Genomic DNA, 22,478 nt, shown 5'->3' on the forward strand with positions numbered 1-22,478 from the left:
CCAAAATTAACTAAATCTCAAATAAAGAACAAAAAGTAGTAAACACAAAAAATCCCGATTGCTCGGGATTTTTATATTTATAAAATAATTCTATTTTAGTTTTTTCTTGATTGCTACTTCATGATAACATTCGATTACATCTCTTTCTTCAACATCGTTGTAACCTTTTACTTGGATACCACAATCGTATCCTTTTGCTACTTCTCTCACATCATCTTTGAAACGTTTCAATGCGATTAATTCACCTTCATGAACCACAACACCTTCACGTATAATTCTGATTCTAGCATTTTTCTGAATTTTACCATCCATAACCATACATCCTGCAATAGTACCCACTTTAGAGATTTTAAATAACTCTCTAATTTCAGCAGTACCAAGAACTTCTTCTTTCATTTCTGGAGCTAACATTCCTTCCATTGCATCTTTCAAGTCATCGATAGCTGCGTAAATAATAGAATAATAACGGATATCGATTTCTTCTTTATCAGCCAATTGTCTAGCATTTCCAGCAGGACGAACATTAAATCCAATAATAATCGCATCAGAAGCAGAAGCCAACATAACGTCAGTTTCAGTAATAGCTCCAACACCTTTATGAATGATATTAATTTGAATTTCTTCAGTAGACAATTTAGAGAACGAATCAGAAAGTGCCTCAACAGAACCATCAACATCCCCTTTAAGGATCACGTTCAATTCTTTAAATTGACCTAATGCGATACGACGACCAATTTCATCAAGTGTAATATGACGTTGTGTACGTACAGATTGTTCACGCATTAATTGAGAACGTTTAGCAGCAATTTGTTTTGCTTCTTTTTCATCTTCAAAAATATTAAACTTATCACCTGCAGTTGCAGCACCATCTAAACCTAATACAGATACAGGAGTTGAAGGACCAGCGACTAACACTGAATTCCCTCTTTCATCATGCATGGCCTTGATTTTACCGTGGTGTTTACCAGCCAACATATAATCTCCAATTTTCAAAGTACCGTGTTGTACTAAGATTGTAGACACATAACCTTTACCTTTATCCAAGAATGCCTCTACAACCGTTCCTTGAGCAGCTTTATTTGGATTTGATTTTAAATCTAAAATCTCAGCTTCAAGTAATACTTTTTCTAATAATTCTGGAACACCAGTACCGATTTTCGCAGAGATATCATGAGATTGGATTTTTCCACCCCAGTCTTCTACTAGTAAATTCATACTTGCCAAACGTTCCTTGATTTTCTCAACATTTGAATTGGGCTTATCAATTTTGTTTATCGCAAAAATTATTGGTACACCTGCAGCTTGAGCATGAGAGATTGCCTCTTTTGTTTGTGGCATGATATCATCATCCGCAGCAATAACGATAATAGCAATATCGGTAACTTGAGCTCCACGTGCACGCATCGCAGTAAATGCTTCGTGACCTGGTGTATCCAAGAATGCAATTTTTTGACCGCTATCAAGAGTTACACCATAAGCACCAATATGCTGTGTAATACCTCCCGATTCACCTGCAATTACATTTTCTTTACGTATATAATCTAATAAAGAGGTCTTACCATGATCTACGTGACCCATTACAGTAACAATCGGCGCTCTAAATACTAAATCTTCTTCTTTATCTTCAACAACTGTAATCGCTTCTTCGATGTCAACTGTTATGAATTCAACTTCATAACCAAATTCATCAGCAACAATAGTTAATGTTTCTGCATCCAAACGTTGGTTCATGGTAACCATGATTCCAAGTGACATACAAGTCCCAATAACTTTAGTAATTGGCACATCCATCATGATTGCAATTTCACCTACAGTAACAAACTCAGTAACCTTAATTGTTTTACTTCCTTCGTCAATTGCTCTTTGCTCATCATCAGATTTTTGACGGTGCGTATCACGCTTGTCTCTTCTGTATTTCGCTGCTTTAGATTTACCACCTTTTTTACCTTGTAGTTTCTCTAAAGTTTCACGAATTTGATTTTTAACTTCTTCTTCAGTAGGCTCTACTTTCGCAACAATAGCAGGTCTGTTTCCTTTAACAAAACCAGGTCTAGAACTTCTGTTCGCATTATAACCACCACCACCTGTATTTGGCGTAATCTTATTAGGATTTGGTGCACCAGGAACTCCAGGAGGTCTTGGCGTGCCCGGTTTAGGAGCAATTCTTTTACGTTTATTTTTATTCGCCGCACCTGCAGCACCTGGTTTATTAGGTGTGATTTTTGGCTCTTCTTTTTTCTTTTTAGGTTTGTTAAACTGAGACAAGTCAATAGTCTGACCTGTTAGCTTAGCACCAGATAACTTTTGATATTGAGTAGCAATAGCTTCTTCAACAGGAGCCTCTTCAACAACTGGCGTTGCTGCTTTCACTTCTACTTTTGGAGTTTCTTTTTTGGGAGCTACTGGCTCAACAACTGCGGGTTTTGGTTCTTTTTTGTCTGAAACAGGTTTTTCTGCTACAACTTCTTTTGGTTCAACCTTTTCTGCAACCACTTTTTCTTTGGCTACTTCAACAGGTTTAACAACCGCTTTGACAGGTTCAACAACTGCTTTTGTAGGAGCACTTTTCTTAGGATTAAGATCAATTTTCCCTACCTGAACAGGTCCCGTAACCACTGCTCTCGCTTTGATTACTTCTTGTTGTTTCAAGCGTTCTTCTTCATCCTGCTTACGTTTGTCTTCAATTTCATTCTCCCTTTCGACACGTAAAGCCTCTTTTTCTTTCCTTCTTTCTTCCCCTACTTCTTTTGAAGCTTCTTTTTTTCCTTTGTCACCAGCAAATTGACCGCACAAGACCTTGTATTCATTATCAGAAATTTTTGTGTTAGGGTTAGACTCAATGCTAATCCCTTTATCTTTCAGATAATCCACAGCTCTTTCTAAAGAAATATTCAATTCTCTTAAAACTTTGTTTATTCTAATAATTCTCTCTTCAGACATAAAACCTTTTTAATATTACCTTTTTCGTTGTGTTGCTAGAAGTATTTGGAGCCTAACTCTCAAATTCTTCTTTCAATATTTTCATTACATCTAGAATTGTTTCCTCTTCTAGGTCTGTTCTTCTAACCAAATCATTTACTTCTTGAGCTAAGATACTTTTTGCTGTATCCAAACCAATTTTGGCAAATTCTTCGATTACCCACGCTTCTATTTCATCTGAGAATTCTGTCAACTCAACATCATCCTCATCTGCAGTAGCTCCAGCCACATCACCTTCACGTATAACATCTAATTCATAACCTGTCAACTGACCTGCTAATCTAATGTTATGCCCTCCACGACCAATAGCCTTAGATACTTCTTCTAACTTCAAAAACACTTCAGCTCTTTTAGTTTCTTCATTAATTTTAATTGAAGAAACCTTTGCAGGGCTTAATGCTCTTGTAATATACAATTGTATGTTACTAGTGAAATTAATAACATCTATATTTTCGTTTCCTAATTCGCGAACAATTCCGTGAATACGAGATCCTTTCATACCTACACAAGCACCAACTGGATCAATTCTATCGTCATAAGTCTCTACAGCTACTTTTGCTTTTTCACCTGGGATCCTTACCACATTTTTAACCATAATCAAACCGTCAAAAACTTCTGGAATTTCTTGTTCAAATAATTTCTCTAAGAACTTCTCAGAAGTTCGAGACATAATAATTTGAGGTTTATTTCCTTTTAATTCAACGCTTTCAATAATTCCACGAACATTATCTCCTTTACGGAAAAAGTCAGAAGGAATTTGTTTTTCTTTTGGTAAAACAATTTCATTTCCTTCATCATCGACCAAAATTACAACTCTTGGGCGAACATGATGTACTTCTGCGGTGTAAATATCGCCAATTAAATCTTTAAATTGCTTATAAAGGTTTGTATTGTCATGTTCATGAATTTTAGAAATCAAGTTTTGACGCAAAGCCAAGATAGCTCTTCTCCCTAAATCAATCAATTTTACTTCTTCAGAAACCTCTTCACCAATTTCAAAATCGGCTTCAATTTTTCTTGCTTCAGTAAGCGTAATTTCTTCGTTTTCAAAATCTAGATCTTCGTCAGCAACGATAACTCTTCTTCTCCATATTTCCATATCTCCTTTATCAGGATTTATAATAATATCAAAATTATCATCTGAACCGTATTTTTTCTTCAATGCATTTCTAAATACATCTTCTAAAATTGCCATAAGCGTTACACGATCAATAAGTTTATCATCTTTAAACTCTGAAAATGAATCGATTAATGCTAAATTTTCCATGCGAATTCTTTAATTAAAATGTTACTGTAACAATTGCTTCTTTTATATCTCCGTATGATAGCTCCAGTCTTTTTTGAACTGTCTCCTTTCCTTTTCCCAATTTCTTAGGTTCTCTTGCTTCCCATGACAAAATTACAAAATCATCATTAGCTTCTACCAATTCCGCTTCTATATTTTCTGTTGCTGTTTTCACAATCAAGGTTCTACCTACATTTTTTTTGTATTGTCTAACGAATTTCAGCGGACTACCAACTCCAAAAGAAGCTACTTCCAAAGAAAAATCTTGATCTTCACGATCTAGATTACTCTCAACCGCTCTACTCACATCAATACAATCTTGTAAAACTACCCCATCATCACCATCAATCGTCACAATTACTTTAAAAGCATCTGTGATTACTACGTCTATCAAAAAAAGCGAAGGTCTTTCTGATAATGCTTCCAATAGCAATGAATTTATTTTTTCTTTAAACACCATATTTTTATAAAAAGAGGGGACTATTAGTCCCCTCATTATCTAGATTTTAATAAATAACGCTGCAAATATAGTGTTTTTTTTATAAATCAAAAAAAATAGATTGTCCATAAACGACATCTTACCTATTAAGACCAAAAACAAACTCTTTTTCTTACAGTAAACTCCGTGCTATCATTATAAAAAACTGAGTTTACAATCACCTTTAAAGACAAACAACATCAATCAAAACGACTATTCAAATTCTTTAAAGACTTTGCATTAGATTTAATTCAAAAAAAAAGCTTCTCAATTGAGAAGCTTTTTTCGTTGGTCTACAAGGACTCGAACCTTGAACGACTGCACCAAAAACAGTTGTGTTACCATTACACCATAGACCAATATTTCTTTGTTGCGGGTGCAAATTTATAATAATATTTAGTTTGCGCAAACTTTTTCGACCCTTTTTTTTAAAATAATTTCATTTTTTTTTAAATTAAACGACACCAACAACGAAACAGATTAATAATCAATACTTTATCGTTTACCTTATGTTTACTAGAATTTTTTGTTAATGGTCTTCAGTTTCCATAAAAAAACATTTTCTTTGCAACTTAAAATAAAACTAAATTTTGATACATGAATAAGGCAGCATTCAATTTCAACAAATGGAATACTATTATAGGCTGGGTCACTTTTGCAATCGCATTAATTACCTACAGTTTAACGGTTGAACCTACAATGAGTTTTTGGGATTGTGGTGAATATATCGCTACATCTGCAAAGTTAGAAGTAGGTCACCCTCCTGGAGCACCCTTATTTCAAATGATTGGTGCTTTCTTTGCCATGTTTGCAACAGATATCCAACATATAGCATTAATGGTCAATATGACCTCTGTATTTTCTAGTGCTTTCACCATCCTATTTATGTACTGGTCTTCGACTATGATCTTAAAAAAGATGATTGCAAGCGATTCTGAAAAAGAAATTTCAAAAGAAAATTATATTGCAATTCTAGGTAGCTCCTTTGTTGGGGCATTAGCCTATACGTTCTCTGATAGTTTTTGGTTTAATGCTGTTGAAGCCGAAGTATATGCTATGGCCTCGTTATTTATAGCACTGCTTTTCTGGCTAGGCTTGCGCTGGGAACAAGAAATGAATACGCCACGAGGAAACAGATGGTTACTTGTAATTTCATTAGTCATCGGACTTTCATTTGGTGTACACTTCATGGCTTTGTTGACCATACCTTCTATTGGTTTGCTGTATTACTTTAAAAACTACAAAACAGTAATGATCAAAAATTTCCTTATTGCCAATGTAGTCGTGATTTCTGTATTATTATTTATCTTTAAATTATTATTACCGCTTACTATGGCTTTCTTCGGAAAAAGCGAAATTTTCATGGTCAACAGTTTAGGAATGCCGTTTGACTCTGGTACCATTCTGGTTGGTCTTATACTAATAGCCTTCTTTTATTTTGGCTTAAGCTACACTCAAAAAAATGGACTAGTTCATTACAATACTTTACTTTTATGCATATTATTTATCCTAATTGGATTTTCTACTTGGATGATGCTCCCTATAAGAGCGAATGCAAACACAGTTATAAACGAAAATAAACCATCTGATGCTGCAGAGGTTTTAGCATACTACAACAGAGAACAATATGGTGTAAACCCATTATTTTACGGTCCTCAATACACAGAAACATTCGCAGGATTGGATCCTGACAAACCTTACCTGGACAAAGCTCCCAACTATGAGAGAGATTATAAAACAGGAAAATACGTTATTGTAAACAACTACAAAAATGCCGTTCAAAATAGCGATGATTACCACAAAACTTTTCTACCAAGAATGTGGAGTTCAGAACATATTGAGAACTACATTAACTTCACTCATGCGCCTGAATTTAAAATCAACCCTAATTATCCGTACGAACAAGATCTAGCGAAATATGGGATAGATGCTAATAAAATTTCTGAGGAAGATTACAACAAAGCCATAGCACAGCTAAAAAATGAAGTTGAAAAAACAGTTTCTGAATTCAGATTGGCCTATGCTCAAAAACAAATTGACAACGAAGGCTATGTAAAGTTCTTAAAAAGTTATGGTGAATATTTAATTATCGAGAAACCTACAACAGTTGATAATCTTAGTTTTATGGTTGAATACCAATTTGGTTATATGTACTGGAGGTATTTGATGTGGAATTTCGTAGGAAGACAAAGCGACAATCAAGGACGCTATGACTCTATGGATGGAAACTGGTTAAGTGGAATTAATTTCATTGATGAAATTCACTTAGGCTCACAAGCTAGCCTACCTTCTGATGTTTTAAACAATAAAGGTAGAAATACGTATTTCTTTATTCCGTTTATCTTAGGCTTGATTGGTATCATGTATCACGCCAGTAAAGAAAGAAAAAGCTTTTATGTATTACTAATGCTTTTCTTATTTATGGGAATTGCTTTAAAAATTTACCTTAACGAAAGACCTTTCGAACCAAGAGAAAGAGATTATGCACTTGTAGGCTCCTTTTATGTTTTTGCAATTTGGATTGGTCTAGGTGTGTATTCCTTGTACGAAAGTTTACAAACCTATCTATCACCAAAAATTGCTGGCCCGATTATTATATCAATTAGCTTACTTGCAGCACCGGTTATCATGGCTGCTCAAAACTGGGACGATCACGACCGTTCTGATAAATACACAGCCCTTTCAATGGCTAAAGCCTACTTGAATTCGTGTGATCCCAATGCAGTATTATTCACCATTGGTGATAACGATACGTTCCCGCTTTGGTACGCACAAGAAATCGAGAAGATAAGGACCGACATTAAAATTGTCAATACAAGCCTTTTCATGACCGATTGGTACATTGATCAAATGAAAATGAAAACCTATGAATCTGATGGATTACCAATCTCATTCACCCACGATCAATATGTAGGTGACAAGTTGGACTACGTTGCCTACATACCAAAAACAGAAAGCAGATGGGATTTGAAGGCTATATTGGATTTTATTAAAAATCCAAAATCAACAGTTGGATTACAAAACGGACAAACAATCCATTTTTTCCCAACGAATAAAATTAGAATCCCTATTGATAAAAACACAATAATCAAAAATAAAGTTGTGGCTCCGAGCCAATACGACTCTATCGTTCCATACATTGACATCGATATTAAAGGAAGTGCTTTATACAAAAACCGTTTGATGATGTTGGATTTTATATCTAACAATAATTGGAAACGCCCTGTCTACTTTAGTGGTGGTGCATACGATGCTGAAGATTATTTATGGATGAAAGAATACCTGCAACTTGATGGTATGGTTTATAAATTGATCCCCATAAGAACTCCATTTTCAAAAGAAGGCAGTCCACTAGACATGGGACAAATTGATTCTGAGAAAATGTACAAGAATGTAATGGCATGGGATTGGGGCAATAGTGATAGTGATAAAATCTATCATGATCCTGAAACTAGAAGAGAAAGTATCACATATAGAACTAACCTTGCCCGTTTAATGGACAAATTGATTGCTGAAGGCAAAATGCAAAAAGCAAAAAATATCATTGAACTAGCAATGACTAAAATGCCATTGGATAAATTTGGTTATTATTCTCTTGTAGAGCCTTTTGCAAAAGGTTATTACCAAACCAACAATATAACCAAAGCACACGATTTATTAAACAAATTGATAAACAAATACCAGGAGAACTTTAATTATTACAGCAAATTAACACCTTCTGAACAATCTGAAATCGCGATGGATATCGTTACTGACATTGAACGCTACAGAAGTTTAATTGAAGTTATGAAAGCAAATGGTGATTTGGTCTTCTTCGAGAAAAATAAAAAAACATTCAACACTTATATCGAAATGTTTACTCGTTTTGGAAGAGACAAAATAAAATAGATTGACGTTACATTAATATTAAAAAAAATGCAGCAATTCTTTTAAGAATGCTGCATTTTTTATACCTTAATAATTCCTAAAAATAAACAAATCAACATGAGCTTTTACTGGGTAAAAACACATTCGATCCTGAAAAAAATATTCTCAAAATACGTTTGGGATCTACCTAATGAGCAGAATAAAGTTTACCTCACCTTTGATGATGGCCCCACACCAGAAATCACTAGCTGGGTGCTTGATCTACTAAAGAAACACAACGCTAAAGCAACTTTTTTTTGTATTGGTAAGAATATAGAACAACAACCCGAATTGTTTCAGAGAATCATTCAGGAGCAACACGCTATCGGTAACCACACCAATGACCACGCCAATGGATGGGCAACTACCAAAGATCTTTATATAAAAAGTGTTGTTGCTTGTGCTAATAGTATTTCAAAACACATTATAAGCAACACCAACTTACCTACAAGTCTATTTCGACCACCGTATGGAAAAATAAAGACAGCACAAATTAATGCCTTAAAAAAACAGGGATATAAAATAATTATGTGGGATGTACTGAGCGCCGATTTTGACCTCTCTATTACAAAAGAAAAATGTCTTGAAAATGTGATTTCAAACATTCAATCTGGAAGTATTATTATATTTCATGATAGCGTGAAAGCATTTCCAAATTTGAAATACACCCTACCTAAAGTTTTGAATTTTATTGACAAAAATAATTTACAATGTGCAACAGTCTCGTAAAATGAATTACAGTTGTCCTTGAACGATAGCAATAATACTATTAGCATCCAGTTCACCAGATTGTCTCCAAATCATATGTCCACCTTTGTAGATCATCAGAGTTGGCAAACCTTTAATTCGTAGTGCATCGGCCAATTCTTGATTTTTATCTACATCAATTTTAATCACCTTTGCCTTGTCACCCAAAGCTGCCGCAACATCCTTGATTACAGGATGCATCGACAAAGAAGATTCATTCCACTCCGTATAAAAATCGATTAACACAGGTACTTGTGCGCTTATAAGTTCTCCAAATTTTGACATAAAAACAACGTTTTAATATATAAATTTACTAAAATAATAGCTATTATTTTACAAATGTAACATTTTTAACGAATTAAGACACTTTCTCCCCTTTTTTTAGTTCAATCACGGTTATTTCAGGCATAATTCCTACTCTTCCTGGATAAGCATGAAAACCAAAACCACGGTTCACATATACATAACGACCTAGAGTCTCGTACAAACCGGCCCACTGCGGATAAATATATTGAGCCAAACTCCACTTAAAGAAACCCGGAATTTCGATTCCAAACTGCATTCCGTGTGTATGACCTGACAGTGTCAAATGGTAATTTTTTGGATCTTGTTTCAATTCATAATCCCAATGAGAAGGATCATGACTCATTACGACCTTGAAATCTTCCTGAGCTACTCCTTGAGCCGCTTTTTTAATATCACCGACTTTTTTGAAATTATGTCCCCAATTCTCCACCCCTATCAAGGCTATTCTTTGACCATTTTTCTCAATAAAGCGATGTTCATTTAGTAACAATTCAAATCCAATATCACCATACAATTTTTTTATTGCTTCAAAATTGTCATCTTTTTCCTTTTGCGTTTTCCAGTCAATGTACTCTCCATAATCATGATTTCCCAAAACAGAATATTTACCGTACTTGGGATTATGAATCCGTTTGAAGGTATCAATCCAAGGATCCATTTCTACGGCATGCGTATTCACGATATCCCCCGTAAACAAGACCATATCTGAATTTTGTTGGTTTACTAAATCAATGGCATAACTTATTTTTTCGGGATCATCAAAACTACCCGAATGAACATCTGAGATTTGTGTGATTGTAAAACCATCAAACTCGATTGGTAAATCGGGAAAATGAATGGTTTGCTTGATTACCTTAAAGTTATATTTCCCAATAGTCATACCATAAATTAACGAAAAGAATGGAATTGCAGCCAACCCCAGTCCAATCTGACTCACAAAAGTACGTCGTGCTTCCAAGAAACCTTCAGATGAATCTCCTACTGCTGCACGAAACATCCCCGAAATTAATCGGTACAAATCTTCGCCTAAAAGAACCAAAGCTAAAATGATTTTTGGAACAAAAACCAATAACATCAGTCCCATTGTAAACATTGTATGCTGAGTTTGCCCCACAGAACGATCAAAACTCAAAAATGAATAAAGAATATAAATAAATAATACAATACTTATCACCAAATATCCAATCAACATCCATTTTCCCCTAAGGACTGTTTTGAAAGCTTGAAAGGCATAAACCTCCACAATCAATAGTAAAACGAAGAAAAACAATAACTTAAGACCCATTACAACAATTTTTACACAAAATAACGATTTATATCAACGAAACCCTTTGCTATTAAATAAAATTTAACGCTAGAAGCCTTGATTTCATTGCTTATTTTAGGAACTAGTGCTTTAGTGCTTTTTTTTAAGAATTTACCTTCCTATTCTTCGGTATATCTCATAAAAATTTACCGATATAAAAGAGAGTCCAACTACGCCCAAGATAAGAAACAATGATTTTAAGTAGAAGTATCAATTTACAAGCCATAAATGACATAATTTACAATTTCCCACAACAATTATATTTAGGAGTAGGCAGCAAAAACTTCATCTCAAAATTAAAATACAACTGCTTACAGCTGTCGTTATTAAAACTACAGAAGTTAACCATAATTACTTATCAAAGCAACAGTTATAAAATTGAGAGGTTTTTAAACGACATACTATTACGGTTTAAAATATAAATAGTTATTACATGTAGCTTGTTTAATTTTGAAAATAAAGAAACTAATGGAAATGATTCCTATTAGTTGTTTAAAATCATTCCTTTCATTTAAAAACATAGACTACATCAATGCGGAAGGATTTCATAAGATAATTCAATAGTTTCTAAACAAACATGATCAAGATAAAATAATCAATTTCACAAATGTTTTGATTAGAAATATATTTTAGCAATTTCAATTTATACAAAACAGTGTTTTAGTTATAAACTTATTTTAATCATTTCCTGTTTTTTTTCTAATGGCGACTATGTTTGGGCTTTTTTAATACCTTTACCGCTTCTTATCTTTGAGGCTTACACTACTCACGTATACCAAAAGGAGAACCTTAATACTACTGCAAAATAAACCATATACAAACATGAATAATCTAGGAGGTTCTATACTATCAGCGGCTGTCTTACTATTTTTCTTAATGGACCCGATTGGAAATATTCCTGTATTACTATCTGTCCTGAAGGGTATAGCACCCAAAAGACAACGTTTTATCATCATTCGAGAACTTTTGATAGCTTTGTTTATTCTTATTATTTTCCTTTTCGGAGGACAAAATCTTTTGACTTTTCTACATCTTCAGCAAGAATCGGTTACAATTTCAGGTGGAATAGTGTTGTTAATTATTGGACTACGATTGATATTTCCTCGTGAAGAAGGTATTATGGGTATACAAGCTGATGGTGAACCATTTATCGTTCCTATTGCGATACCTATGATTGCAGGTCCATCGGTATTAGCTATGTTAATTTTAATGACCAAAAATGAGCCAGAACATATGGTGAACTGGCTGTACGCCCTTTTACTAGCTTGGTCTTCGAGTGCTTTAATTTTACTTTGTGCTCCCTTCTTCTTCAAAATATTAAAGGAACGTGGTTTGAAAGCTATTGAGCGTTTGATGGGAATGATTTTGGTGATGATGGCTGTACAAATGCTAATAAACGGAATCAAAATTTTGTTTTTAACTAAAGGACAATAAGTATCAAATGGGAAGTTGTAAACATGAAATTATTGCAAATATTTGCTATACTGACCTTGTTTATGGCAGAATAAACAAAAAACTGAAAAGTAATTTATCTAATACTGAGATAGAATATCATTTACTGAAAATTCTAACAATAACTCCAACACTAGATTACGTCAAAATAGGAAAAAATTTTTATGTTTCTAATATTGAGCATAATATCAAAATTACTGTGAACTCATACACTTTTAGAGTTATTACAGTGGATCGAATTGTTTAAAATCAATTTCACATAAATTTGATTACGCTTTGAATGTCTAGCCTATTCTGATGAAATTTTTAAAATAACATTACAAAAAAATTACTTTATTTTTAACAATCTTGCGTGAATGAGTATTTCACTTAATTACAATTAAAATTCGATAAAATTAGTTGGAGCAATCTGCGGCAACGAGGAAGATATCATTACAACAACAGAGATAAGGGATTTCTACTTGTAAATACAACAAAACCCTTTTTTCTTTTCTGGTGTACCTAAATGATTTTGCAATTTTAATAATGGATTGATAAAATGACTGTTTTTAAAAACCTTTGTTTATTTTTACGGTCAAATTATTTTTATTATGTCTGCTCAAAAACGTCTTTTTCTTCTCGATGCCTATGCCTTAATCTTTAGAGGCTATTATGCTTTTATCAAAAACCCACGAATTAACTCGAAGGGGATGGACACCTCGGCCATTATGGGATTTATGAATTCGTTAATGGATGTGATTAAGAGAGAAAAACCAGACCATTTGGCGGTGGCATTTGACAAAGGCGGAAGTGATTTAAGAAACGAGCTTTTCCCAGAATATAAAGCCAATCGTGACGCAACTCCAGAAGCGATTAAGATTGCAGTTCCATACATTCAAGCATTACTAAATGCAATGCACATTCCGATTATCGAAGTGGCGGGTTTTGAGGCCGATGATTTGATTGGTACCATTGCCAAGCAAGCAGAAAAAGAAAACTACAAAGTATACATGGTGACTCCTGATAAGGATTTTGCCCAATTGGTGTCTGAAAATATCTTCATGTACAAGCCTGCTCGTATGGGTAACGGTATTGAAATATGGGGAGTTCCAGAAGTTTTGGCTAAATTTGAAATCGAAAGACCAGAACAAGTAATTGATTTTCTAGGTATGATGGGCGACGCTGCCGATAATATTCCAGGATTACCTGGTGTTGGCGAGAAAACGGCGAAGAAATACTTGGCAGCTTATGGCTCTATGGAAAACCTTCTGGATAACACCCACGAATTGAAAGGCGCTATAAAACTTAAAATAGAAGCAAATAAAGAACTCGGACTGTTATCAAAAAGACTAGCTACAATTTTACTAGATTGTCCAGTGACATTTAACGAAAATGATTATGAACTTTCGACTCCAGATGTAGAAAAAACAGACGAACTATTTAACGAATTGGAGTTTAGAAGAATGGCGGAACAATTTGATGCTATCTTTAGAAAACAAACTTCTGGTTCTAATACAGACAATGCACCTACTGACGATAAATTATATAAAAAACCACAACCAAAAAACGAAGATCAATTTGATTTGTTCTCGGCAACTACTTCTGGTCAAGATACAGAAGTAGCACACCAATCATTCTATAATACACTCGAAAACACACCTCACTCCTACCAGATTGTACAAGGTAATCTGGGAGTAAAATTATTATTACAAAATTTACAAAAACAGACCTCCGTTTGTTTTGACACTGAAACTACAGGTCTGGATGCATTACATGCAGAGTTGGTAGGAATTTCATTTTCATACGAAAAAGGAAAAGGATATTATGTTCCTTTTCCAGAAAATCAGGAGGAAGCACAACTTTTGGCAACGAAATTTACGCCCTTTTTCGAAAATTCAGAAATCGAAAAAATTGGTCAAAATCTAAAATATGATTTAAAGATTCTGGCAAACTACAATATAACGGTAGCTGGAAAATTGTTTGATACCATGATTGCGCATTATTTAATCAACCCAGATATGCGTCATAATATGGATATTTTAGCAGAAACGTATTTGAAATATTCACCGAAATCTATCGAAGCCTTAATTGGTAAAAAAGGAAAAAACCAAAAAACGATGCGTGATATTGCCATCGAAGAAGTAAAAGAATATGCCGCAGAAGATGCCGATGTTACTTTTCAACTGAAAGAGCTTTTTGCAGTTGAACTAGAAAAAACAGGCACGCAAAAATTGTTTGACGAAATCGAAATTCCGTTAGTGCCTGTACTTGCCGCTATGGAAACCGAAGGGATCAATCTTGACGTTACTTTCTTGAAAGACATGTCGGTTGATATGCAAAAAGACATTGATATTTTCGAACAAAAAATATATGAAATCGCTGGGGAGACTTTTAATTTAGCTTCACCAAAACAACTGGGGGATATTTTATTCGATAAGTTAAAAATTGGAGGACCGAAACAAAAGAAAACCAAAACTGGTCAATACGCCACCGGCGAAGAAGTCTTGAGCTATTTGGCAAACGATAACGAAATCGTACGTGACATACTCGAATGGCGCCAAATGGTAAAATTACAAAGTACCTACATTGATGCTTTGCCTACGCAAGTAGATGCCAAATCAGGACACATACATACCGACTACATGCAAACGGTAGCGGCTACAGGACGTTTGAGTTCCAATAATCCGAACTTACAAAATATTCCCGTTCGCACGGAAAGAGGACGCTTGATTCGTAAAGCATTTGTACCTCGCGATGAGAACTACACTTTGGTTTCTGCCGATTATTCCCAAATTGAATTGCGTGTGATTGCAGCTTTGAGTGGCGAAGAAAATATGATTGCAGCCTTTAAGAATAATGAAGACATTCACAAATCGACTGCTGCTAAAGTATTTAATATTCCACTAGAAGAAGTTACTAAGGAACAGCGTAGTCATGCCAAGACGGTTAACTTTGGAATTATATACGGGGTTTCTGCCTTTGGACTTTCAAACCAAACGAATCTTTCCCGATCGGAAAGTGCTGAATTGATTGAGGCTTATTACAAATCGTACCCACAATTGAAATCATATATCAGCGATCAAGTTGATTTTGCTAGAGATAATGGTTTTGTTCAAACTATTTTAGGTCGTCGTCGTTACTTAAAAGATATCAATTCTCAAAATGCAATTGTGCGTGGTGGTGCAGAGCGTAATGCCGTTAATGCTCCTATTCAAGGTTCGGCTGCCGATATTATCAAAATTGCAATGATTAATATTCACAATAAACTAATATCTGAAAACTGGAAATCAAAAATGCTGCTCCAAGTACATGATGAACTTGTGTTTGATGTACATAATGATGAGTTAGAGAAAATTCAACCGATGATTAAGCACGAAATGGAAACTGCTTTTGAACTTGATGTTCCGTTAGTAGTTGATTTGGGTATGGGGAAAAACTGGTTAGAAGCTCATTGATTTTAATTCACAGTCCTAGTTTACGGTATTTTGTAGCAGATAACTTAAAATTGACGCTTTTGATTTAATATGATTGACGATTTCAAACCTTCAATAAAAGCCAGGACAACTTCTTAATTAATAGAAATTGTAGGTGCTCCAAAAAATGGAATCCAAAAGCTATCAAACTAGTCCATGACAGACTCTACACTAGAAAAGTGAATAGTAACGAAATTGAAAAAACCAAAAACAAAGGAAAAAAGGTCTTAAAGAACTAGGTGTACAAGAAAAAGCAACTAAAAACTTTACCTTTTATGACATACTTTTCAGACCCAAAAAGACAATATTAGAGCTATACTTTTCTTGGAAACTAATAAAATATGGTTATTTATTAAAAGCTAAACAACAGTAAACATTTCGACTTACGGTACTGGTATTAATCATTTTTATCATGAGTCTTTCCAAAATTAAATCAATCAATAAAAACCATTCTTGTTTTCTACTTGACTGGTTTTTTAGTCATTTTTAAAATCACTCTCTTATAACCAACTACATTCAAACACTTCTAATCACCTCGAGCGATAAAAAATATAACATTAAATTAAGATTTTAATTAAGTATCTAAATTGAGGTAAATGATATTTTTGTAGAAAACCATTTAAAAACTATTACCAATTTGAAAAACTTAATAAAAACTATTAGTCTAAGTCTTTTGATCACAGCAACTTCCTATACTTTCGCACAAACAAATCCTAAAGTAGAGCAAACAAATATTTGGTTATCATATAACGGAGACCATAAATTAACTGAACACTGGGGACTTCATACAGAATACCAAATGCGTAGAAATCAAGGATTTAAAAATCCAATGCAAAGCATGTTCCGATTTGGAATTGACTACCACATTAACAAAGAAGTGATGGTAACTGCCGGATGGGCACACATAGAAACGGCAGCCTACGGAGAATTTGCTAAGCAAATACCATCAAAATACAACGATTATAAGTTTAATGAACATCGTATTTGGGAACAATTAGTCATCAATCATAAAAATAGTGGTCGTTTCTCTTTTGATAGTCGTTTTAGGATAGAACAAAGATGGACACAGTCATTCGAGAATTACGGAACAATCCTAGTGCCTAATTATTTAAGGTACGATGACCCCGATGAAGGTTACTGGAAACTGAGGCATAGAGTACGGTACCGCTTTAGAACACAAGTTCCATTAAACAAGAATAAAATGGAAGACAAAACTTTATTCCTAGCAGTTGCCGATGAAATTTTCATTAATGTTGGTAACCGTGTTGCTGCCAATATTTTTGATCAAAACCGACTATCAGCAGCATTGGGATGGCGTTTTAATAAGGAATCAAATATTCAAATTGGCTATCTCAATCAATTCTCTGAGAAAAGCGATGGAACAACTCGAGAAAACAACCATACCGTAACAGTTGGCTATACATACAATATAGATTTTACAAAAATCTAAAAAAAGTACCAGCCATATAGTGTCTAATAAAAACCATTCTTGTTTTAATAAGAATGGTTTTTATTGTCATTTAAAAATTCAACTATACTATTCAATATTATTTTTTTTTCTTTTTAGAACGAGAAGATTCTCTTTCTTTTAATTTGGTTTTGATAACAATGGTTTCAAATGGCGGTTCTATTTCGTCTTCGTTCTCCAGACGGTCAATCAATAACTTAGCAGCAACTTCACCTATCTCAACACCGTGCTGACTTACGGTACTCAAACTAGGAGACAATCTTCTCGAGGCTAGAATTCCATCAGCAAAACCAACAATAGATAGTTCCTCTGGAATTTTATATCCATTTTTAATAGCTACTCTCAAAGCAGCCACCGAATCATTTTCGTCCAATGCAAAAATGGCATCTATAGTATTATTAGTAAAAATAGCTTCAATTTTTGATTTCATATCCTCTTCACAATCTGTTCTTAGGATAATATCTTCATTAATAGTAATACCATTATCAGTCAATGCTTTCAAATAACCATCAGCTCTTAACTTACCAACGCTTAAATTTTCGATAGACGAAATCAAAGCAATATTTTTACACCCCAACTTAATCAATCGCTTAGTAACATTCAAACCTGAATCAAAATCATCTACAATAACTTTATCGCAATCAATTTCATCTGCGATTCTGTCAAACATTACAATTGGAGTACCTTCATTTATAATAGTCGAAAAATGAGAGTAGTCTTGTAATTTCTGAGCTTCCTCCGAGATTGACAAAATAAAACCATCAATTGTACCATTACTCAACATCTCCAGTGTATGTATTTCCTTAACAATAGATTCATTTGAGATACAAGTAATTACATTATAACCTTGTTTGTCAGCTATTTTTTCGATACCACTAAAAACCTTTGCATAAAAAGAGTTCAAAATATTGGGTATAATCACCCCAATAGTCTTGGTTTTTCTATTCTTAAGATTCAAACCAATCACATTAGGCTTATAATTTTTAAGTTTAGCATACTCCTTAATTTTAACTTTAGTTAAATCGCTTATTTCAGGGCTATCATTCAGCGCCTTAGAAACAGTTGATACAGATACATTAAGTTCTTTTGCAATTTGCTTAAGAGTTGCTTTTACTTTCATAATGGTGATATTTTTTTTATATTCTTAAAATAGAAGTCCGCTTACCAAACTATTAAATTGATTTATTTTGGGCGTGTCCCGCAAAAAAAGCGGGTCGGGCTATTCGTTACAATCTTTTTTGGGCAAAAAAGCCCAAAAAAGGATTTCCACTTCTATCCCTCACGCAATACCGAATCCACGAGACCAATAGTATCAAAATAACAAATACAGATTATAGACCCGAATTTCTATTTACATTATTATACATTTACCTTATATAAGACTCAGCCTAAAGCAAAACGTTTAAGCCAGAATCAAAAATAAGATTCCAAAGCGCAAGATAATGAATTAATCAACACCATAAAAAAGACAAAAAGACATCTTAAAAAAATTAACAATAGCAGCAAAGCACTTCTCAAAATACTAAAACAAAAGCAACATCCTACGAAATAAAATAGACAATTGATACTCAGTCAAAACCATAAATAAAATAATCAATTATGGTATTTGTATTTAAAATAATTAATTGTACTTTTGCAACCCCTTTATAGGGGATGGAATGTTTAATTAAAATTTATTATTGTGAACGCATTAAGCTACAAGACAATTTCTACAACAAAAGCAAACTCTGTAAAAGAGTGGATCGTTGTAGATGCAGATGGTCATAACTTAGGTCGCCTTGCTTCAAAAGTCGCTATGATTTTGAGAGGTAAGTACAAACCAAGTTACTCACCACACGTTGACTGTGGAGATAACGTAATCGTTATCAACTCAGAAAAAATCAACCTTACAGGTAAAAAAATGGATGACAAAATTTACATGCGTCATACAGGTTACCCAGGAGGACAAAGAACTTTAACTGCTAAAGTATTGCAAGCAAAAAACCCTGCAACCTTAGTAGAAAAAGCAATAAAAGGAATGTTACCTAAGAACAAATTAGGAGCTGAACTTTTTAGAAATCTAAATGTAGTTGTTGGAACTGAGCACAAACAAGGAGCTCAAAAACCAAGAACTGTTAACCTAAACGATCTTAAGTAATGGGAGTTATTCACAAAATCGGTAGAAGAAAAACCGCTGTTGCACGTGTTTATGTTTCAGAAGGAACAGGAGTAATCACTGTAAACAAAAAAGAATTCGCAACTTACTTCCCTACAGCTACTTTACAGTACAAAGTTATGCAACCAATGTCTATGACAGATAATGCTACAAACTTTGATGTAAAAGTAAATGTTTACGGAGGTGGTTCAACTGGACAAGCAGAAGCTGTAAGAATGGCATTAGCACGTGTTATGTGTGAAGTTAACGCAGAAAACAGACTTGTATTAAAACCAGAAGGTTTATTAACAAGAGATCCAAGAATGGTTGAACGTAAGAAATTCGGTCAGAAGAAAGCTCGTAAGAAATTCCAGTTCTCTAAACGTTAATATTACCTGTCTTGTTCAATTATGCACAAGACTTCGTTTATTATTTGAATTAAAAAACAATGTTGTTGTTGCCTACTGAGGTAGGAATTAGTTTAGCATCTAAATGAAGCCAAAAGCCAAAAGCAGATGGAACATTGCTAATCAACAGAACGTAAACTAAACAAAAAATGTCAAACAAAGTAGAAGTAAAAGACTTACTAGAAGCAGGTGTTCATTTTGGACACATGACTAGAAAATGGGATCCAAATATGGCTCCTTACATTTATATGGAGCGTAATGGTATTCACATTATCAATCTATATAAAACTGCAGCAAAAATCGAAGAAGCTAGTGAAGCTATGAAAAAGATTGCTGCATCAGGTAGAAAAATATTATTTGTTGCTACCAAAAAACAAGCAAAAGACATCGTTGCTGAAAAAGCAAAAGCTGCAAACATGCCTTATATCACTGAAAGATGGCCTGGTGGAATGCTAACTAACTTCGTAACTATCCGTAAAGCTGTTAAAAAAATGGCAACTATTGATAAAATGAAGAAAGATGGTACTTTCATGACACTTTCTAAGAAAGAGCGTTTACAAGTTGATCGTCTACGTGCTAAATTAGAGAAAAATTTAGGTTCAATCGCAGATATGTCTAGATTACCTGCTGCATTATTCGTAGTAGATATCAAAGCGGAACACATCGCAATAAAAGAAGCTCAAAAATTAAACATTCCAGTTTTTGCAATGGTTGATACAAACTCTGACCCACGTGAGGTAGATTATGTTATTCCATCTAATGATGATGCTTCTAAATCAATTGACAAAATTTTATCTTTAGTAACTGCTGCAGTTACAGAAGGACTTTCTGAAAGAGGTTCTGAAAAAGAAGGTGAAGCTACTGACAAACCAGCTGCTAAAGCTGCTGCACCAGTAACTGAAACTGTTGCACCTGCTGCACCAGAAGCTGTTGCTCCTGCAACTGAAACTAAAGAATAAATTAAATAGTATATTCCAATACTAAATTCCAAATTCCATATAAAAAGTCAACTGTTAATTGATGATTTAATAAAATTGGAATTTGGGATTTTAGGATTGGAATTTCTTTTTTTACATAAAAATAATCTTAAAATATACAAAGAAATGGCAACAATAACTGCTGCAGACGTAAATAAATTAAGAACAGCTACTGGCGCAGGAATGATGGACTGCAAAAAAGCATTAGTTGAAGCGGACGGAGATTTTGATTTAGCGATCGAAAACTTACGTAAAAAAGGACAAAAAGTAGCTGCAAATCGTTCTGATAGAGAATCTACAGAAGGTGCTGCAATTGCCGTTGTTAATGCTGACAAAACTGCTGGTGTTGTTATCACATTAAACTGTGAGACTGACTTCGTAGGTATGAACGAAAGTTTTGTAACTATGGCTACAGAATTAGCTAATTTAGCCTTGAACTTTGACACTCTAGAAGCTTTCTTAGCAGCTGAATACAAAGGAATCACTGTTGCTGAAAAACTAATTGAGCAAACAGGTGTTATCGGAGAAAAATTAGAAATCAGAACTTTTGAGAAATTAGAAGGTGCTTTCATTGGATCTTACATCCACTCTGGAAACAAAATCGCTACTCTAGTAGCTTTATCTGCTGCTCCTGCTGGTGCTGAAGAAGTTTCTAGAAACGTTGCTATGCAAGCTGCTGCAATGTCTCCTATTGCTTTGAACGAAGCTGGTGTTGATGCTGCTACAATTGAAAAAGAAATTGAAATTGCTAAAGACTTATTACGTCAAGAAGGAAAGCCAGAAGCAATGTTAGATAATATTGCTAAAGGTAAATTGGCTCGTTTCTTTAAAGACAACACTTTAGTTAACCAAGATTACATCAAAGACAACAAATTAAGCGTTGCTGCTTATGTTAAATCTTTAGATAAAGATCTTATCGTTACAGGTTTCAAAAGAGCTGCTTTAGGATAATCTTAAACATACTCATAAATATTAAATCCCATTCATTAAGTTGAATGGGATTTTTTTTACTTCATAAGTTGCAATTTACAACCCTTTAAAAAAAGGAAAATAAAAATTAAACATATCAAAAAACCATAGTTCAAGAACAATTTTATGTATTTTAACTGAAATATAAACACTTCGACAAATAAATTTTCAAATGAAATAACATTGAGTAATTTTACCAATAGATAACTCAAAACCTTAACATTATGAAACGATTATTATTATTATTCGGGATAGTATTAGTTGCACTCACAATTGCTAGTAATACTAAAAATGAGGACAAAAAGAACACAAAAATCATTGTTTGTCACAAAATACCTAGCAACCCTGCAAAGATTAGTAACATTGAAATAAACATTAATGATCTACAAACTCACTTGGATCATGGTGATTATGTGATTAGTAATACTATTTCAGCTAAATAAAAATCAGAAGCCTAGAAATAAAATATATCAAAAAAGAGATTATTTAACAAAATAAATAATACCACCTCTTTTTTGGCTCTTCGCTTAAAATAGTGGAATTGCATTTTTAGGCATTTCCTAAATAATACACCATTTTTATGAAATTTCCTGAATTTCTATAACCTCTTGC

17 protein-coding genes and 1 tRNA gene are annotated in these 22,478 nt (G+C 33.8%); 11 read left to right on the forward strand and 7 right to left on the reverse strand.

All coding sequences use genetic code 11. The features are described from left to right. Positions 1–90: 90 nt before the first annotated feature. The 4 genes from infB to M2326_RS00935 form a co-directional block, all read right to left on the reverse strand. Positions 91–2,940, reverse strand: a complete 2,850-nt coding sequence (gene infB / locus M2326_RS00920; protein WP_264617681.1) for a translation initiation factor IF-2 — start codon at positions 2,938–2,940, stop codon at positions 91–93. Between the two features lie 52 nt (positions 2,941–2,992). Continuing rightward, positions 2,993–4,246: a transcription termination factor NusA gene (gene nusA / locus M2326_RS00925; protein WP_108739346.1), complete on the reverse strand. Its 1,254-nt coding sequence runs from the start codon at positions 4,244–4,246 to the stop codon at positions 2,993–2,995. Positions 4,247–4,259: 13 nt separating this feature from the next. Next, positions 4,260–4,724 carry a ribosome assembly cofactor RimP gene (gene rimP / locus M2326_RS00930; protein WP_264617695.1) on the reverse strand — a complete coding sequence of 155 codons (465 nt, stop codon included), beginning with the start codon at positions 4,722–4,724 and terminating at the stop codon, positions 4,260–4,262. 306 nt (positions 4,725–5,030) lie between these two features. Then, positions 5,031–5,101, reverse strand: a tRNA-Gln gene (locus M2326_RS00935). 238 nt (positions 5,102–5,339) lie between these two features. On the opposite strand from M2326_RS00935, the gene M2326_RS00940 reads away from it, so the two are divergent. Then, a complete protein-coding gene (locus tag M2326_RS00940) occupies positions 5,340–8,630 on the forward strand; it encodes a glycosyltransferase family 117 protein (RefSeq protein WP_264617682.1) in 3,291 nt (1,096 codons plus the stop codon). Between the two features lie 96 nt (positions 8,631–8,726). After that, positions 8,727–9,377, forward strand: coding sequence for a polysaccharide deacetylase family protein (locus tag M2326_RS00945; protein ID WP_264617683.1), 651 nt, complete (start codon positions 8,727–8,729; stop codon positions 9,375–9,377). 6 nt (positions 9,378–9,383) lie between these two features. Here the strand turns inward: M2326_RS00945 and M2326_RS00950 are convergent, their stop codons facing one another. Together M2326_RS00950 and M2326_RS00955 are read right to left on the reverse strand one after the other, a co-directional pair. Further along, complete coding sequence (locus M2326_RS00950; protein WP_264617684.1) at positions 9,384–9,680, reverse strand: thioredoxin family protein; 297 nt, start codon at positions 9,678–9,680, stop codon at positions 9,384–9,386. Between the two features lie 73 nt (positions 9,681–9,753). Then, entirely contained in the window at positions 9,754–10,986 is a 1,233-nt protein-coding gene (locus M2326_RS00955) for a metallophosphoesterase (RefSeq protein ID WP_264617685.1), read from the reverse strand. Between the two features lie 843 nt (positions 10,987–11,829). On the opposite strand from M2326_RS00955, the gene M2326_RS00960 reads away from it, so the two are divergent. The 4 genes from M2326_RS00960 (at position 11,830) to M2326_RS00970 (ending at position 17,361) form a co-directional block, all read left to right on the forward strand. Continuing rightward, a complete protein-coding gene (locus M2326_RS00960) occupies positions 11,830–12,441 on the forward strand; it encodes a YhgN family NAAT transporter (protein ID WP_264617686.1) in 612 nt (203 codons plus the stop codon). 7 nt (positions 12,442–12,448) lie between these two features. Continuing rightward, complete coding sequence (locus M2326_RS17565) at positions 12,449–12,706, forward strand: DUF3781 domain-containing protein (protein ID WP_413603252.1); 258 nt, start codon at positions 12,449–12,451, stop codon at positions 12,704–12,706. 343 nt (positions 12,707–13,049) lie between these two features. Continuing rightward, a complete protein-coding gene (gene polA, locus M2326_RS00965) occupies positions 13,050–15,893 on the forward strand; it encodes a DNA polymerase I (RefSeq protein WP_264617687.1) in 2,844 nt (947 codons plus the stop codon). A 655-nt stretch (positions 15,894–16,548) separates the two neighbouring features. Continuing rightward, the gene (locus M2326_RS00970) at positions 16,549–17,361 is read left to right on the forward strand and encodes a DUF2490 domain-containing protein (protein ID WP_264617688.1); all 813 of its coding nucleotides are present in this window, start codon (positions 16,549–16,551) and stop codon (positions 17,359–17,361) included. Between the two features lie 97 nt (positions 17,362–17,458). On the opposite strand, the gene M2326_RS00975 is transcribed toward M2326_RS00970, so the two are convergent. Next, positions 17,459–18,499 carry a LacI family DNA-binding transcriptional regulator gene (locus M2326_RS00975; protein WP_264617689.1) on the reverse strand — a complete coding sequence of 347 codons (1,041 nt, stop codon included), beginning with the start codon at positions 18,497–18,499 and terminating at the stop codon, positions 17,459–17,461. 561 nt (positions 18,500–19,060) lie between these two features. On the opposite strand from M2326_RS00975, the gene rplM reads away from it, so the two are divergent. The 5 genes from rplM (at position 19,061) to M2326_RS01000 (ending at position 22,309) form a co-directional block, all read left to right on the forward strand. Next, positions 19,061–19,516, forward strand: a complete 456-nt coding sequence (rplM, locus tag M2326_RS00980; RefSeq protein ID WP_239862858.1) for a 50S ribosomal protein L13 — start codon at positions 19,061–19,063, stop codon at positions 19,514–19,516. Further along, a complete protein-coding gene (gene rpsI / locus M2326_RS00985) occupies positions 19,516–19,902 on the forward strand; it encodes a 30S ribosomal protein S9 (protein ID WP_264617690.1) in 387 nt (128 codons plus the stop codon). The genes rplM and rpsI overlap by 1 nt, the downstream gene beginning before the upstream one ends. Before the next feature lie 167 nt (positions 19,903–20,069). Continuing rightward, positions 20,070–20,879: a 30S ribosomal protein S2 gene (gene rpsB / locus M2326_RS00990; RefSeq protein ID WP_264617691.1), complete on the forward strand. Its 810-nt coding sequence runs from the start codon at positions 20,070–20,072 to the stop codon at positions 20,877–20,879. 144 nt (positions 20,880–21,023) lie between these two features. Next, positions 21,024–21,848, forward strand: coding sequence for a translation elongation factor Ts (gene tsf / locus M2326_RS00995; protein ID WP_264617692.1), 825 nt, complete (start codon positions 21,024–21,026; stop codon positions 21,846–21,848). Positions 21,849–22,090: 242 nt separating this feature from the next. Further along, positions 22,091–22,309, forward strand: a complete 219-nt coding sequence (locus M2326_RS01000; protein WP_264617693.1) for a hypothetical protein — start codon at positions 22,091–22,093, stop codon at positions 22,307–22,309. Positions 22,310–22,478 lie beyond the last annotated feature (169 nt).

Source organism: Flavobacterium psychraerolatum, from assembly GCF_025960985.1.
Lineage (GTDB): Bacteria > Bacteroidota > Bacteroidia > Flavobacteriales > Flavobacteriaceae > Flavobacterium.